The following is a 14796-nucleotide window of genomic DNA, read 5'->3' on the forward strand; positions in this document are numbered from 1 at the left end:
TGTAGCAGGCATTCTGTAGCATTGGTCGGCGCGCCGTGGGTGCGTCTTTGCTTTATCAGATGGAGAGCGCTATGGCTTGGAATGAGCCGGGTGGCAACTCGAATAATCAGGACCCTTGGGGTGGCAAGCGCCGCAATAATGGCGATCGCAAGGGGCCACCAGATCTCGACGAGGCCTTCCGTAAGCTGCAGGAAAGCCTGAATGGGTTGTTCGGTGGTGGTAAGAAACGTGGTGATGACGGCGGTAGCTCCAGCAAGGGCGGTGGTTTCGGCTTGCTGGGTATCGGTCTTGTCGTGCTGGCGGCCGTGTGGCTGTACAGCGCGGTTTATGTAGTCGACGAGCAGGAGCAGGCCGTGGTGCTGCGCCTCGGCAAATACTACGAAACCGTTGGCCCGGGTCTGAATATCTACTTCCCGCCGATGGACAAGAAGTACATGGAGAACGTCACGCGTGAGCGTGCCTATACCAAGCAGGGCCAGATGCTCACCGAAGACGAGAACATCGTCGAAGTGCCGCTGACCGTGCAGTACAAGATCAGCAATCTGCAGGACTTCGTGCTGAACGTCGATCAGCCGGAAATCAGCCTGCAGCACGCGACCGACAGTGCCCTGCGCCACGTGGTGGGTTCTACCGCCATGGACCAGGTACTGACCGAGGGTCGTGAATTGATGGCCAGCGAGATCAAGGAGCGCCTGCAACGGTTCCTCGACAACTATCGCACTGGCATCACCGTTACTCAGGTGAACGTACAGAGCGCAGCGGCACCGCGTGAAGTGCAGGAAGCCTTCGATGACGTGATCCGTGCCCGTGAAGATGAGCAGCGTTCGCGCAACCAGGCTGAAACCTATGCCAACGGCGTTGTGCCGGAAGCCCGTGGTCAAGCCCAGCGTATCCTCGAGGATGCCAACGGTTACCGCGATGAAGTGGTCTCCCGCGCCAAGGGTGAGGCGGATCGCTTTACCAAACTGGTCGCCGAGTACCGCAAGGCTCCCGAGGTCACTCGCCAGCGCTTGTACCTGGACACCATGCAGGAAGTCTTCAGCAATACCAGCAAGGTATTGGTGACTGGCAGCAAAGGTGGGCAGAACAACCTGCTCTACCTGCCGCTGGACAAGATGATCGACAGTGGTCGTGGCGCCGGCACTCCGGTAACGGGCTCGGCTTCTGCGGCCAGCAATGAAGCGAATGCGCGTGCGGCGGCTGATCATATGCAGCAACAGCAGCAAACGCGTTCTAGGGAGAGTCGCTGATGAGCAATAAATCGCTGATCGCCCTGATCGTGGGCGTTGTCGTGGCGGTGGTTGCCTGGAACAGCTTCTACATCGTCGCTCAGACCGAGCGCGCGGTGTTGCTGCAGTTCGGTCGTGTGGTTCAGGCCGATGTCCAGCCTGGCCCCCACTGGAAAGTGCCCTACATCAACCAGGTGCGTAAGTTTGACGCCCGCCTGATGACCCTGGATGCACCGACACAGCGCTTCCTGACCCTGGAAAAGAAAGCCGTGATGGTCGATGCCTACGCCAAGTGGCGGGTTAAAGATGCCGAGCGCTTCTATACCGCGACTTCCGGCCTCAAGCAGATTGCCGACGAGCGTCTTTCCCGTCGTCTGGAATCGGGCCTGCGTGACCAGTTTGGTAAGCGCACCCTGCACGAAGTGGTTTCCGGTGAACGTGACGCGCTGATGGCTGACATCACTGCATCGCTGAACAAGATGGCGGAAAAGGAACTGGGCATCGAAGTCGTCGACGTCCGGGTCAAGGCCATCGACCTGCCGAAGGAAGTGAACCGCAGCGTGTTCGAACGCATGAGCACCGAGCGTGAGCGTGAGGCTCGCGAGCACCGGGCCAAGGGCAACGAGTTGGCGGAAGGCATCCGTGCCGACGCCGATCGCCAGCGTCGCGTGTTGCTGGCAGAAGCTTATCGCGAGTCTGAAGAGGCCCGCGGTGATGGTGATGCCCAGGCTGCGGCGATCTACGCCAAGGCCTACGGCCAGGACCAGGAGTTCTACGCGTTCTACCGTAGCCTGCGTGCCTACCGTGAAAGCTTCGCGAACAAAACCGACGTCATGGTCCTGGACCCAAGCAGCGACTTCTTCCATTACCTGGAAAAGTCCAAGCCTTGATCAGGCCCTGACCCTGGGCACCCCGCTGGGCGGCTAAAACGCCTCGCGGGGTGATCCTTTGGGAAAACGGGTGTATGATGCGGCAGCCGGGAAATTCCCGGCTTTTTTGCGTCTGCATCTTTGATTGGCCGTGGCTCGTTCAAGAGTCCGGCGAGATTTTTCGAGGAAAATGGTCTGTACAGCTGATTCCTGGCTGCCTGTCCGGCTGAGCTCGCGTCGGATGCGACTGTTTTCTGCTTCACTCTAAGGCTGGCCCCAGGCTTGCCGCCCGGACCATAGGGGAATGGCGTAATGGCAACGGTAGACCGCTGGCTGCTGCCAGATGGCATCGAAGAAGTATTGCCGCCGGAAGCGGCGCGCATCGAAGTGGCGCGTCGTCAGGTGTTGGATCTGTTTCAGAGTTGGGGTTACGAGTTTGTCGTCACTCCCCATATCGAATACCTGGAATCCCTGCTGACAGGCGCCGGCCAGGACCTGGATCTGCGTACCTTCAAGGTCATCGACCCGCAGTCGGGCCGGCAGATGGGCTTTCGGGCCGACATCACGCCGCAGGTGGCGCGGATCGACGCCCACACCCTGCGCCGTGAAGGGCCGAGCCGCCTGTGCTACGCCGGCAGTGTGCTGCATGCTCAGCCGCGGGCCTTGTCGTCCTCGCGCAGCCCGATCCAACTGGGTGCCGAGTTGTACGGCGATGCCAGCCCGAGCAGCGACGTTGAAGTGATCAGCCTGATGCTGGCGATGCTGCAACTGGCCGATGTGCCGGATGTGCACATGGATCTGGGGCACGTGGGTATCTACCGTGGCCTGGCCCAGGCAGCCGGCTTGTCCGGTGCTGTGGAGCAACAGTTGTTCGACGCCCTGCAGCGCAAGGCGATCGATGAAGTCATCAGCCTGACCGCAGGGCTGCCGGCGGATCTGGCTGACATGCTGCGCTCCCTGGTGGACCTGTGTGGCAGTCGCGAAGTGCTGGGTGACGCCCGTCGCCGCCTGGCGGGTGCCCCGACCTCGGTGTTGCTGGCCCTGGATGAATTGCTGACGATCGCCGAGCGCTTGTCGGTGCGCTTCCCGGAACTGCCGCTGTATTTCGACCTGGGCGAGTTGCGCGGCTACCACTACCACACCGGTGTGGTGTTCGCGGTGTTCGTGCCGGGCATGGGTCAATCCATCGCCCAGGGCGGTCGCTACGATGACATCGGTGCGGACTTCGGGCGCGCCCGTCCAGCCACCGGCTTTTCCACCGATTTGAAAACCCTGGTGACCCTGGGGCGTGCTGAAGTCGAGCTACCGTCTGGCGGTATCTGGATGCCAGACAACACTGACGCGGCACTCTGGCAGACCGTCTGCCAGTTGCGCAGTGAGGGTCAGCGTGTGGTTCAGGCCCTGCCTGGACAGCCATTGGCCGCTGCCCGTGAGGCGGACTGCGACCGGCAATTGATTCAGCAGAATGGGCTTTGGCAAGTATTGCCGCTGGCTTCTTGAGTTTTCCTGCCGGCGGCTGCCGGCACCAAGTTTGCGCGAATGAGGACAAGTGTTATGGGTAAGAATGTCGTAGTCCTGGGCACCCAGTGGGGTGATGAGGGCAAAGGCAAGATCGTTGATCTGCTGACCGAACATGCCGCCGCCGTAGTGCGCTACCAAGGTGGCCACAACGCTGGCCACACACTGGTGATCGACGGTGAGAAGACCGTCCTGCACCTGATCCCGTCCGGCGTGCTGCGCGAAGGCGTGCAGTGCTTGATCGGCAACGGCGTGGTGGTAGCACCGGATGCCTTGATGCGTGAAATCGTCAAGCTGGAAGAGAAAGGCGTACCGGTGCGCGAGCGCCTGCGTATCAGCCCGTCCTGCCCGCTGATCCTGTCCTATCACGTGGCCCTGGACCAGGCTCGCGAGAAAGCCCGTGGCGAACAGAAGATCGGTACCACCGGTCGCGGTATCGGCCCGGCTTACGAAGATAAAGTGGCGCGCCGTGGCCTGCGCATCGGCGATCTGTTCCACCGTGAGCGTTTCGCCGCCAAGCTGGGCGAGTTGCTGGACTACCACAACTTCGTCCTGGTGAATTACTACAAAGAGCCGGCCATCGACTTCCAGAAGACCCTGGACGAGTGCATGGAATACGCCGAGCTGCTCAAGCCGATGATGCTCGACGTTACCGCTGAGCTGCACCAGCTGCGCCGCGCCGGCAAGGACATCATGTTCGAAGGTGCCCAGGGCTCGCTGCTGGACATCGACCACGGTACCTACCCGTACGTCACCAGCTCCAACACCACCGCTGGCGGCATCGCCACTGGTTCGGGCGTGGGTCCGATGTACCTGGACTACATCCTGGGCATCACCAAGGCCTACACCACCCGCGTGGGTTCGGGTCCGTTCCCGACTGAACTGTTCGATGACATCGGTGCTTTCCTGGCCAAGCGCGGCCATGAGTTCGGTGCCACCACCGGCCGTGCCCGTCGTTGCGGCTGGTTCGACGCCGTGATCCTGCGTCGCGCCATCGACGTCAACAGCATCTCGGGCCTGTGCCTGACCAAGCTGGACGTGCTGGATGGCCTGGAAACCATCAACATCTGTGTCGGCTACAAGAACCAGGATGGTGCAGTCATCGACGCACCGACCGACGCTGACAGCTACATCGGCCTGGAGCCGGTGTACGAGCAGATGCCGGGCTGGAGCGAGTCGACCCTGGGTGCCAAGACCCTGCAAGAGCTGCCTGCCGCCGCCCAGGCCTACATCAAGCGCATCGAAGAGTTGGTCGGCGCGCCGATCGACATTATTTCGACAGGCCCGGACCGCAACGAAACCATCGTTCTGCGCCATCCGTTTGCTTGATAAGCCGTTGATGTAAAAAACAAAGGGCCCCTGATGGGCCCTTTGTCGTTTCTGCCTGCCGTACGGCACGACCCTTGCTGTGAAATTTGCTTCTAGAGTGCCATCAGAATAATGGCGTCAAAAGTAGAGGGATTTCCTGTGTCGGCCGTTCTCTCACTGTTACAAAGCCGTTTATTGCGGCCTGTGTTCGTTACTCTCGGTATCGCCCTTTTGGTGCAAGTGCTGGTAGCCGTTGCCCTGACTCGGAGCACGGTAACGGCCCTGGAGGCTGATCTGGCCTCTCGCCTGGGGGTGGACAGCCAGAAACTGGCTGGCGAGCTCGAGCAGGCGGGCAAGGAGGTCACCTCCAGTCTCGAAAGCCTGTCCAGCAGCACCCGCCAGCGCCTTACGGCTGGCCTGTCTTCGCGGCTCAAGGAAGAACAGGTCCAGTTGCGGGCGGCTTTGGAGAAGGACCTGAAAGACTCCGCCAATGACATGGCCCAATTGCTGGCTTCCGTAGCGCCTCGCGCCATGTGGGACAGCGATGTGCCCACCCTGTCCGAGTTCGCACGGCGTGCCCAGCGTAATCCCAATGTGTTGTTCGTGGTCTATGACGATGCTGCGGGCGAGCACCTGACTCGTTACCTGAACCGGGAAAACCCGATCAACAAGGCCCTGCTGGAAAAGGGCAAGGGCGATCGGGCCCTGGACAAGGTTCTGGACGCGGCGAAGAACGATCCTTCGGTCTACTACCTCGAGGCGTCGATCAATCCCAATGGGGTGGAGATCGGCAAGGTGCTGATGGGCGTGTCTACGGCATCGGTGGAGGCCGATATCGCCGCGCTCGATCAGCGCTTCGGGGCGTTGATTGCCAGCAGTGATCAGTTGGTAGGCGACAGCCTCAAGGGAGCCTCTGCCGACAGTTCGGCGGCGATGCGCGCGCGCCTGCAGTCGGCCCAGGGCACTGCAGCACAAATGCAGATCAACACCGCCAGCACCGTGCAGGAGGCAGCAGCCACCTTGCGCTGGCAGATTGGCGTGGGCCTGGCGCTGGTGGGCCTGGCCTTGCTGTTGCTGCTGGCCGTGGTGCTGGGCCGGCGCGTGGTAAACAAGCTGCATCTGCTGATCAGCGCCCTCAATGATCTGGCGGCAGGCGAGGGTGACCTGACCAAGCGGGTGCCACTCAACAGCAATGATGAAATCGGCGATATGGCTTCGGCGGTGAACCGCTTTGTGGATAAGTTGCAGCCCATTGTGCGTGAGGCGGGTGATGTGGCGCAGCGTACCGGGGTCGAGATTGGTGCCATGAGCTTGCGTAATGCCGGAGCCGATGCGGCAGCCGAAGCTCAGCGTGACGAGGTGGCTGAAAGCTTGCGGGCACTGTCGCAAATGGCCGATGAGGCCCAGGCGGAAAGCCAGGCCATGCAGGCAGCGCTGCAGCAGGTGGTGGAGATCCGCCAGGCCACTGATGAAACCACGCGGACCTCTGAGCAGGTCGGCAGCCTGATCGAAGCCCTGGCCGGCCAGGTGGACACCGGGGCCAAGGTGATCGAGCGACTGGCTCAGCAGAGCGAGCAGATCGAGGTGGTGCTGACGGTGATCCATGGCATTGCCGAGCAGACCAATCTGCTGGCGTTGAATGCAGCGATCGAGGCGGCCCGTGCGGGCGAGACCGGGCGTGGGTTTGCCGTGGTGGCGGATGAGGTGCGGGCCCTTGCCAGCAAGACCCAGAGCTCCACTGGCGATATCCAGGCTCACATCGGCGCCCTGCAGCAAGGCGCGCGGGAGGCGGTAGCGGCCATTGGTCAGGCTGGGCGTCAGGCCAGTGAAGGCTTGCTGGTACTGCGTGACAGTGCCCGCCTGCAGCAGTCGGTGCAGTCTTCGGTGGAGCAGGTGCACACCGCCATTGGCCTGGCTACCCAAGCTGCGGCGCATCAGGCCCAGGGCGCGCAGGCAGTGCGCGGGCGGGTGGAAACCATCCATGCCCAGGCCGAGCGGGCAGCTCAGGCGGTGGTGGAGACTACTGCCAGTGGCAAGGTGCTGGATGGTCTGGCGGCCCAGCTCAAGGCCAGCCTGGGACAATTCCGTGCCTGAGGCTTGGCTGGCAACTTGCTTCCTGCCGGTGATGGAGCAAGCAAGTTGTCGCCAAGGCCGGCCTCAGCGGCTCAGGTACATCCGCGTCGTCAGCAGGTACACCGGCAGGCCGGACACCAGGATCAGCAGCGCCGCATAAGGGGCTGCTGCCGCAAACTCCACATTCGCCGTGTGCGCCCAAACCTCAGTCGCCAGGGTGTTCAGTCCGGTAGGGCTGAGCAGCAGGGTGGCGGTCAGTTCCTTCATGGCATCCAGGAACACCAGGGCGAAGGCGGCGCCCAGTGCCGGGAAGATGATGGGCAGGGTCACTCGGCAAAAGGCGCTGAAGGAAGAGGCCCCCAGGGTTCTGGCGGCCTCTTCCAGCTGTGGTGCAGCCTTGTTCAGGGCGGTGCGGATCGGGGCCTGCGCCAGGGGCAGGAACAGTAGGGCGTAGGCGATCAGCAACAGGGCGGACGTCTGATACAGCACGGGTACATAGTGCAGGGCGAAGTACACCAGGGTCAGCGCAATCACCAGGCCGGGCAAGGCATGCAGCAGGTAGGGCAGGCGTTCCGCCCAGATCGCCAGTTGCCCTTTGTAGCGCACCACCAGCAGGCCCACCGGTACGGCCAATGCCAGGCATAGACCGGCGCCACCCAGGGACAGAGCCAGGGAGGAGAGCAGGGCTTCGCTGATGGCCGCGATCGGAAAGGCCGCCGATGAACCCACTGCCAGCCAATAGGCGAGCATGCCCAGGGGCACGCCGCTGCCGATCAAGGCCAGGACCAGGCAGAACAGCTGCCCGCCGATACTCCAGCGTCCCAGGCGTACCTGCTCTGCATGTCGCGCTGCACCTTGGCCGGTACGTACGTGCCGGCCCTTGCCGCGAACCCGCAGCTCCAGGCCCAGCAGGATCAGGCACAGCGCCAGCAGTACTGCTGAAAGCATCGCCGCATTGGCGTTGCTGAATTCGAGCTCGAATTGCTGGTAGATCGCCGTGGTAAAGGTTTGCAGGCCGATGATCGACAGCGCGCCGAACTCCACCAGCATGTGCAGGGCAATCAGTAATGATCCGGCCAATAGCGAGGGCCAGAGCAGGGGCAGGGTGATCCTGAAGAACACGCCCCAGCGGTTTTGCCCCAGGGTGCGCGCCGACTCTTCCAGGGAGGGGTCGAGATTGCGCAGGGTGGCCGCTACCGGCAGAAACACCAGGGGGTACTTGGACAGGGTCATGACCAGGATCGCGCCGCCAAGCCCTTCGAAGCCGGCGCTCAGCGATACCCAGGTAAAGCTGCTGACAAAGGCCGGCACGGCAAAGGGCAGGCACAGCACCACGCCCCAGATGCGTCGTCCCGGCAGGTCGCTGCGTTCCAGCAGCCAGGCCAGGGACAGGCCGATGATCGCGCAGGCGCTGGTCACTCCGAGCATCAGCAGCAGGGTGTTGCTCAGCAAGCGGAACACGTAGGGGCGCCACAGCAGGTGCAGTGCCTCGGCCCAGCCGGCCTGCCAGGCCTTGAGCCCTACATAGCCCAGTGGCAGCAGGCTCAGGCAGACCAGCAGCAGGACCGGAAGCAGCAGCCAGATCGAGGGCCGCTTGCGTCCTGGCACGTAACTGCTGGGCATGGCAGGGGCGGATGGCGATGGGTTCATCAATTCAGGCCGACGTCACGTTCCAGGTCCAGCGCTTCCTCGGCATTGCCGAGGTCGGCAGGGGTCACCTTCGGGGCTTCCAGCTCGCTGAACGGCTTGAGTCCGCGATCCGATTCCATGCCTTTGTGCAGAGGGTACTCGGCCGTGGTCTGGGTGATGACTCGCTGGCCTTCTTCGCTGGCCATGTAGGCGAGGAATTGCTGGGCCTCTTTCGGGTGTTTGCTGGACTTGAGCACCGCAGCGCTGGACACGGTAATCAAGCCGCCGACGTCGCCACCGGTGAAGTAGTGCAGTTTCGAGTCGAGTTGGCCTTTCTCTCGTTGCAGGGCGAACCAGTAATAGTTGTTCACCAGCACCGTGGCGACTTCGCCGTTTTCCACGGCCTTCAGGGCCACCATGTTGTTGCTGTAGACCTTGCCGAACGCCCGCAGGCCGGTCAGCCACTCTTCGGCGGCGTCCATGCCGTGCAGTTTGATGATGGCCACGGCCTGTTCCTGGAAGGCGCCGCTGGTGGGGACGAAGCCGACCTTGCCCTGCCATTGCGGTTGGGAGAACTCCATGACCGACTTGGGCAGATCCTTCTCTTCGATCAGTTTCGGATTGAAGGCCACGACCCTTACACGGGCGGTGATGCCGATCCAGGTGCCGTTGCCGGCCACATATTCCTTGGGCAGCACTGCCAGCGTCGCAGCATCGGTCTGTGCCAGCAGGCCTTGTTCGCCGAGTTTGTTCAGGGGCGGGGATTCTTCGGTGTAGATCACGTCGGCAGGAGAGCGGTCGCCTTCTTCAACGACCTGGCTGGCCAATTGGTTGCTGCTGCCTTTGCGCACATTGACATGAATCCCGGTCTTGGCTTCGAAAGCCTTGGCGACGGCGTCACCGACTTCCTTGTGCTGGCCGTTGTACAGGGTCAGGGAAACCGCATCGGCGGCCTGGGTGAGTGGAGATGCCAGGGTCAGTCCCAGCAAAGTGATGGTCAAGCCGCGCAGAAGGGAGATTGGAAGGAGGGTATTTCTGAACATCATTCGCAGGTTTCCTCACTGTAGTGCCGCAAAAACTTGTAACAATCATAAACGATATCGTTTCTCATGTGCGGCTTGCGGAGTTCGGATGACTTGAGGTAGAGCGGCGAGAGGGCAGCGACCCGGGGATTTCTCTGGGGGCAGAAACGCAAAAACCCGCTTTCGCGGGTTTTTGTGAGACTTGAAAACAATGCTTTCAAGTTTTGAATTGGTGCCCAGAAGAAGACTCGAACTTCCACGACCTTGCGGTCACCAGCACCTGAAGCTGGCGTGTCTACCAATTTCACCATCTGGGCAGTATCGACGTTGTCGCCGTGTCGATGGAGCGCACTATACGGACCGCGTTTTGATCTGTAAACCCCTGTTTTGGTTTTATTAAATCAAACACTTAGAATGCAAAAACCCGCTTTCGCGGGTTTTTGTTTGAGCCTTGAAACTGATCTAATCTCAAGCTCTTGAATTGGTGCCCAGAAGAAGACTCGAACTTCCACGACCTTGCGGTCACCAGCACCTGAAGCTGGCGTGTCTACCAATTTCACCATCTGGGCAGCATCGTTGACGTCTCCGTCGTCGATGGCGCGCACTATACGGAGGGACCTTTAAGCTGTAAACCCCTACCTTCAAAAAAATCTGAAAAAAGCATCAGCGGGTTGTCCTGGGGATGTATCCGAACCCCCGGCAGGGAATTTTCCAGTGTTGTCTGAGCCTGAAATTTCCCGTTTCAATACGCGTATGCCAAACTAACCCGCATATAGACAAGGTGAAATTTATCTAATGGCCGATTGGCAGTCCCTCGATCCCGAGGCCGCTCGTGAAGCGGAAAAATACGAAAACCCTATTCCTAGCCGCGAACTCATCCTCCAGCACCTTGCTGACCGGGGTTCGCCTGCTAGTCGCGAGCAGTTGGTCGACGAGTTCGGTCTGACCACCGAAGACCAGCTCGAAGCCCTGCGCCGCCGCCTGCGCGCCATGGAGCGTGATGCTCAACTGATCTACACCCGCCGTGGCACTTATGCACCGGTGGACAAGCTTGACCTGATTCTCGGCCGTATCAGCGGCCACCGCGATGGCTTCGGCTTCCTGGTGCCCGATGATGGTAGCGATGACCTGTTCATGAGCCCGGCGCAGATGCGCCTGGTGTTCGATGGCGACCGTGCACTGGCCCGGGTTTCCGGCCTGGATCGCCGTGGCCGTCGTGAGGGCGTGATCGTCGAAGTCGTATCCCGTGCCCACGAGAGCATCGTCGGTCGCTACTTCGAAGAAGGCGGTATCGGTTTTGTCGTGGCGGATAACCCGAAGATCCAGCAGGAAGTGCTGGTCACTCCGGGGCGCAACGCCAATGCCAAGATTGGTCAGTTCGTTGAGGTGAAAATCACTCACTGGCCGACACCACGCTTCCAGCCGCAAGGCGATGTGGTGGAAGTGGTGGGTAACTACATGGCTCCGGGCATGGAAATCGACGTTGCCCTGCGCACCTACGATATTCCCCATGTCTGGCCAGAGGCCGTGCTCAAGGAAGCCGCCAAGCTCAAGCCGGAAGTGGAAGAAAAGGACAAAGAGAAGCGCATCGACCTGCGTGATCTGCCGTTCGTCACCATCGACGGCGAAGACGCTCGCGACTTCGACGACGCGGTGTTCTGCGAAGCCAAGCCGGGCAAGCTGCGCCTGTTCGGCGGTGGCTGGAAGCTGTACGTGGCGATTGCCGACGTTTCCAGCTATGTGAAGATCGGCTCGGCCCTGGATGCTGAAGCCCAGGTGCGTGGCAACTCGGTGTATTTCCCTGAGCGGGTGATCCCGATGCTGCCCGAGCAGTTGTCCAATGGCCTGTGCTCGCTGAACCCGAAAGTCGATCGCCTGGCCATGGTCTGCGAGATGACCATCTCCAAGTCCGGCGAGATGACCGATTACCAGTTCTACGAAGCGGTGATCCACTCCAAGGCGCGCCTGACCTACAACAAGGTCAGCAGCATGCTCGAGCAGCCGAAAACCAGCGAAGCCAAGCAGCTGCGCAGCGAGTACGCGGATGTCGTGCCACACCTCAAGCAGCTCTACGCGCTGTACAAGGTTTTGCTCGGTGCCCGTCACACCCGTGGCGCCATCGATTTTGAAACCCAGGAAACCCGGATCATCTTCGGTTCCGAGCGCAAGATCGCCGAAATTCGCCCAACCACTCGCAACGATGCTCACAAACTGATCGAAGAGTGCATGCTGGCGGCCAACGTGGCCACTGCCGAATTCCTCAAGAAACACGAAATTCCGGCCTTGTACCGGGTGCACGATGGTCCGCCGCCGGAGCGTCTGGAAAAACTTCGCGCCTTTCTCGGCGAGCTGGGTTTGTCCCTGCATAAAAGCAAGGACGGCCCGACACCGAAGGACTACCAGGCCCTGCTGGAAACCATCAAGGATCGTCCGGATTACCACCTGATCCAGACCGTGATGCTGCGCTCCCTGAGCCAGGCGGTATACAGCGCCGATAATCAGGGCCACTTCGGCCTGAACTACGAAGCCTATACCCACTTCACTTCGCCGATCCGTCGCTATCCGGACCTGTTGACCCACAGGGCCATCCGCAGCGTCATCCACTCCAAGCAGGACACGCCGCACGTGCGCCGTGCCGGGGCCATGACGATTCCGAAGGCACGCATCTATCCGTACGACGAGGCGCTCCTGGAGCAGCTCGGCGAACAGTGCTCGATGAGCGAGCGCCGTGCCGACGAGGCCACCCGCGATGTGGTGAACTGGCTCAAGTGCGAGTTCATGAAGGATCGCGTCGGCGAGTCCTTCCCGGGGGTGATCACCGCGGTTACCGGTTTCGGCCTGTTCGTCGAGCTGACCGACATCTATGTCGAAGGTCTGGTGCACGTCACGGCCTTGCCGGGTGACTACTACCACTTCGACCCTGTGCACCACCGCCTGGCGGGCGAGCGCACCGGCCGCAGCTTCCGCCTGGGCGATACCGTGGAAGTGCGGGTCATGCGTGTGGACCTGGACGAGCGCAAGATCGATTTCGAGATGGCGGAAAAAACCATCAGCGCGCCGATCGGTCGCAAGAAGCGTGGCGCTGCCGATGTGCCGGCGAGCAAAGTCGTTGAAGAGCCTGCTCCAGCCAAGGCGGGGCGTCGCAGCGCTTCCAAGGAAAAGGCCAGCGAGGCTTATCGTCCGAGCGACGCTGCGGCGAAGAACGCCGAGCTGCGCAAAAGCCGCGAAATGAAGCAGGCGCTGCTGGCCGAAGCCAAGGGCGGTGGTCGGGCGTCGTCGGCTGGAAAGCCCGGCAAGTCGTCTTCCGCGCGTGACGGCGACAAGCCCGCCAAGCCGAGCAAACACCGTAAGGGGCCGCCAAAAGCGGGCTCTGCTTCCGGCGCGAAGAGCGGCGGGGCGCGTAAACCTAAGGCGAAGTCATGAGTCAGTTGGAAAAAATCTACGGTGTGCATGCCGTGGAGGCGCTGCTGCGCCACCACCCCAAGCGGGTCAAGCAGATCTGGTTGGCTGAAGGTCGCAGCGATCCACGGGTCCAGGTGCTGGTAGAGCTGGCCGCACAGAACCGTGTGTCGGTCGGTCAGGCCGAGCGTCGGGAAATGGACGCCTGGGTCGAAGGCGTGCACCAGGGCGTTGTGGCTGAAGTCAGCCCGAGCCAGGTGTGGGGCGAAGCCATGCTCGACGAGCTGCTGGATCGCACCGAAGGCGCGCCGCTGCTGCTGGTGCTGGATGGCGTGACCGATCCGCACAACCTAGGTGCCTGCCTGCGCACTGCCGATGCGGCGGGTGCCCTGGCGGTGCTGGTGCCCAAGGACAAGTCGGCAACCCTGACGCCGACCGTGCGCAAAGTTGCCTGCGGCGCTGCCGAAGTGATCCCGCTGGTGGCCGTGACCAACCTGGCGCGCACCCTGGAAAAGCTCCAGCAGCGTGGCTTGTGGATCGTCGGCACCGCCGGCGAGGCCGAGCAGGAACTGTACGATCAGGACCTGACCGGCCCGACCATCATCATCATGGGCGCCGAAGGCAAGGGCATGCGTCGCCTGACCCGCGAGCACTGCGACTACCTGGTGCGCCTGCCGATGGCCGGCAGTGTCAGCAGCCTCAATGTCTCCGTGGCCACAGGCGTCTGCCTGTTCGAAGCCATGCGCCAGCGCGGCGTCAAGGCCAAGGCCAGCGCCAAGAAGGCCTGACCGTCCCGCTGTAGGAGCCGGCTTGCCGGCGAACCACGTGCCGTCGTTCATTGTCGGCCACCGGCTCCTTCAGGTGATTGTTCAAATATTCACCAATTGCCTTGCGCCGCTGTTCCCCCTTCTCTACAATTGCGCCCCTTGCCGTGACGGCAGGCGCATATGTGCCTATCTGTGGCAAGACACACCAGTGTCATTCACTCCTTGTCTGACCGCTTATAGGCGGCAGGCTACAACCCGTAAGGAGCATTCATGCGTCATTACGAAATCATCTTTTTGGTCCACCCGGATCAAAGCGAGCAAGTCGGCGGCATGGTTGAGCGTTACACCAAGCTGATCGAAGAAGACGGCGGCAAAATCCACCGTCTGGAAGATTGGGGCCGTCGTCAACTGGCCTACGCAATCAACAATGTTCACAAGGCTCACTACGTGATGCTGAACGTTGAGTGCACCGGCAAGGCCCTGGCTGAGCTGGAAGACAACTTCCGTTACAACGATGCTGTGATCCGTAACCTGGTCATCCGTCGCGAAGAAGCCGTTACCGGCCAATCCGAGATGCTCAAGGCTGAAGAAAACCGCAGTGAGCGCCGTGAGCGTCGTGACCGTCCTGAGCACTCTGACAGCGCCGATGGCGATGACAGCGATAACAGCGACGCCAGCGACAACGCTGACGAGTAATCCACGGACCTTTTGAGGAGCCAATTACATGGCACGTTTCTTCCGTCGTCGTAAATTCTGCCGCTTCACCGCTGAAGACGTGAAAGAGATCGATTACAAAGATCTCAACACTCTGAAAGCCTACGTATCCGAGACCGGCAAAATCGTTCCAAGCCGCATCACCGGTACCAAAGCTCGTTATCAGCGTCAGCTGGCCACCGCTATCAAGCGCGCCCGCTTCCTGGCCCTGCTGGCCTACACCGACAGCCACGGCCGCTGAGATCGGGCAGTCGACAAGTAGTAAGGG

The 14796-nt window shown here is 61.3% G+C and carries 11 protein-coding genes and 2 tRNA genes; 9 read left to right on the forward strand and 4 right to left on the reverse strand.

Going from position 1 to position 14796, the window contains the following annotated elements; genetic code table 11:
- The first annotated feature begins 71 nt into the window (after nucleotides 1-71).
- The 5 genes from hflK (at nucleotide 72) to U873_RS0122965 (ending at nucleotide 7018) form a co-directional block, all read left to right on the forward strand.
- A complete protein-coding gene (hflK, locus tag U873_RS0122945; protein WP_025130470.1) occupies nucleotides 72-1250 on the forward strand; it encodes an FtsH protease activity modulator HflK in 1179 nt (392 codons plus the stop codon).
- Complete coding sequence (hflC, locus tag U873_RS0122950; protein ID WP_025130471.1) at nucleotides 1250-2119, forward strand: protease modulator HflC; 870 nt, start codon at nucleotides 1250-1252, stop codon at nucleotides 2117-2119. The genes hflK and hflC overlap by 1 nt, the downstream gene beginning before the upstream one ends.
- Before the next feature lie 291 nt (nucleotides 2120-2410).
- Nucleotides 2411-3598 carry an ATP phosphoribosyltransferase regulatory subunit gene (locus U873_RS0122955; protein WP_025130472.1) on the forward strand — a complete coding sequence of 396 codons (1188 nt, stop codon included), beginning with the start codon at nucleotides 2411-2413 and terminating at the stop codon, nucleotides 3596-3598.
- Between the two features lie 54 nt (nucleotides 3599-3652).
- Nucleotides 3653-4945 (forward strand): adenylosuccinate synthase, encoded by a 1293-nt coding sequence (locus tag U873_RS0122960; RefSeq protein ID WP_025130473.1) that lies wholly within the window; start codon nucleotides 3653-3655, stop codon nucleotides 4943-4945.
- 138 nt (nucleotides 4946-5083) lie between these two features.
- Nucleotides 5084-7018, forward strand: a complete 1935-nt coding sequence (locus U873_RS0122965; RefSeq protein WP_025130474.1) for a methyl-accepting chemotaxis protein — start codon at nucleotides 5084-5086, stop codon at nucleotides 7016-7018.
- A gap of 63 nt (nucleotides 7019-7081) precedes the next feature.
- Here U873_RS0122965 and U873_RS0122970 read toward each other — a convergent pair whose 3' ends face one another.
- The 4 genes from U873_RS0122970 to U873_RS0122985 form a co-directional block, all read right to left on the reverse strand.
- On the reverse strand, nucleotides 7082-8647 hold the full coding sequence (locus tag U873_RS0122970; RefSeq protein WP_025130475.1) for an iron ABC transporter permease: 1566 nt from the start codon (nucleotides 8645-8647) through the stop codon (nucleotides 7082-7084).
- Nucleotides 8647-9672 carry an extracellular solute-binding protein gene (locus U873_RS0122975; RefSeq protein ID WP_025130476.1) on the reverse strand — a complete coding sequence of 342 codons (1026 nt, stop codon included), beginning with the start codon at nucleotides 9670-9672 and terminating at the stop codon, nucleotides 8647-8649. The genes U873_RS0122970 and U873_RS0122975 overlap by 1 nt, the downstream gene beginning before the upstream one ends.
- 206 nt (nucleotides 9673-9878) lie before the next feature.
- Nucleotides 9879-9965, reverse strand: a tRNA-Leu gene (locus tag U873_RS0122980).
- A 165-nt stretch (nucleotides 9966-10130) separates the two neighbouring features.
- A tRNA-Leu gene (locus U873_RS0122985) sits at nucleotides 10131-10217 on the reverse strand.
- Between the two features lie 226 nt (nucleotides 10218-10443).
- Here U873_RS0122985 and rnr point away from each other — a divergent pair.
- The 4 genes from rnr (at nucleotide 10444) to rpsR (ending at nucleotide 14769) form a co-directional block, all read left to right on the forward strand.
- Nucleotides 10444-13071, forward strand: coding sequence for a ribonuclease R (gene rnr / locus U873_RS0122990; RefSeq protein ID WP_025130477.1), 2628 nt, complete (start codon nucleotides 10444-10446; stop codon nucleotides 13069-13071).
- Nucleotides 13068-13835, forward strand: a complete 768-nt coding sequence (rlmB, locus tag U873_RS0122995; RefSeq protein WP_025130478.1) for a 23S rRNA (guanosine(2251)-2'-O)-methyltransferase RlmB — start codon at nucleotides 13068-13070, stop codon at nucleotides 13833-13835. The genes rnr and rlmB overlap by 4 nt, the downstream gene beginning before the upstream one ends.
- 249 nt (nucleotides 13836-14084) lie before the next feature.
- A complete protein-coding gene (gene rpsF / locus U873_RS0123000) occupies nucleotides 14085-14510 on the forward strand; it encodes a 30S ribosomal protein S6 (protein WP_020299424.1) in 426 nt (141 codons plus the stop codon).
- 28 nt (nucleotides 14511-14538) lie between these two features.
- Nucleotides 14539-14769, forward strand: coding sequence for a 30S ribosomal protein S18 (gene rpsR, locus U873_RS0123005; RefSeq protein ID WP_002551829.1), 231 nt, complete (start codon nucleotides 14539-14541; stop codon nucleotides 14767-14769).
- Nucleotides 14770-14796: the final 27 nt, after the last annotated feature.

The organism is Pseudomonas sp. PH1b (assembly GCF_000633395.1).
Taxonomy (GTDB): Bacteria; Pseudomonadota; Gammaproteobacteria; order Pseudomonadales; family Pseudomonadaceae; genus Aquipseudomonas.

Excerpts from the sequence above, each read along its gene's own strand:
- hflK (WP_025130470.1), top strand. The coding sequence starts at position 72 with ATGGCTTGGAATGAGCCGGGTGGCAACTCGAATAATCAGGACCCTTGG.
- hflC (WP_025130471.1), top strand. The coding sequence starts at position 1,250 with ATGAGCAATAAATCGCTGATCGCCCTGATCGTGGGCGTTGTCGTGGCG.
- U873_RS0122955 (WP_025130472.1), top strand. The coding sequence starts at position 2,411 with ATGGCAACGGTAGACCGCTGGCTGCTGCCAGATGGCATCGAAGAAGTA.
- U873_RS0122960 (WP_025130473.1), top strand. The coding sequence starts at position 3,653 with ATGGGTAAGAATGTCGTAGTCCTGGGCACCCAGTGGGGTGATGAGGGC.
- U873_RS0122970 (WP_025130475.1), bottom strand. The coding sequence starts at position 8,647 with ATGAACCCATCGCCATCCGCCCCTGCCATGCCCAGCAGTTACGTGCCA.
- U873_RS0122975 (WP_025130476.1), bottom strand. The coding sequence starts at position 9,672 with ATGATGTTCAGAAATACCCTCCTTCCAATCTCCCTTCTGCGCGGCTTG.
- rnr (WP_025130477.1), top strand. The coding sequence starts at position 10,444 with ATGGCCGATTGGCAGTCCCTCGATCCCGAGGCCGCTCGTGAAGCGGAA.
- rlmB (WP_025130478.1), top strand. The coding sequence starts at position 13,068 with ATGAGTCAGTTGGAAAAAATCTACGGTGTGCATGCCGTGGAGGCGCTG.
- rpsF (WP_020299424.1), top strand. The coding sequence starts at position 14,085 with ATGCGTCATTACGAAATCATCTTTTTGGTCCACCCGGATCAAAGCGAG.
- rpsR (WP_002551829.1), top strand. The coding sequence starts at position 14,539 with ATGGCACGTTTCTTCCGTCGTCGTAAATTCTGCCGCTTCACCGCTGAA.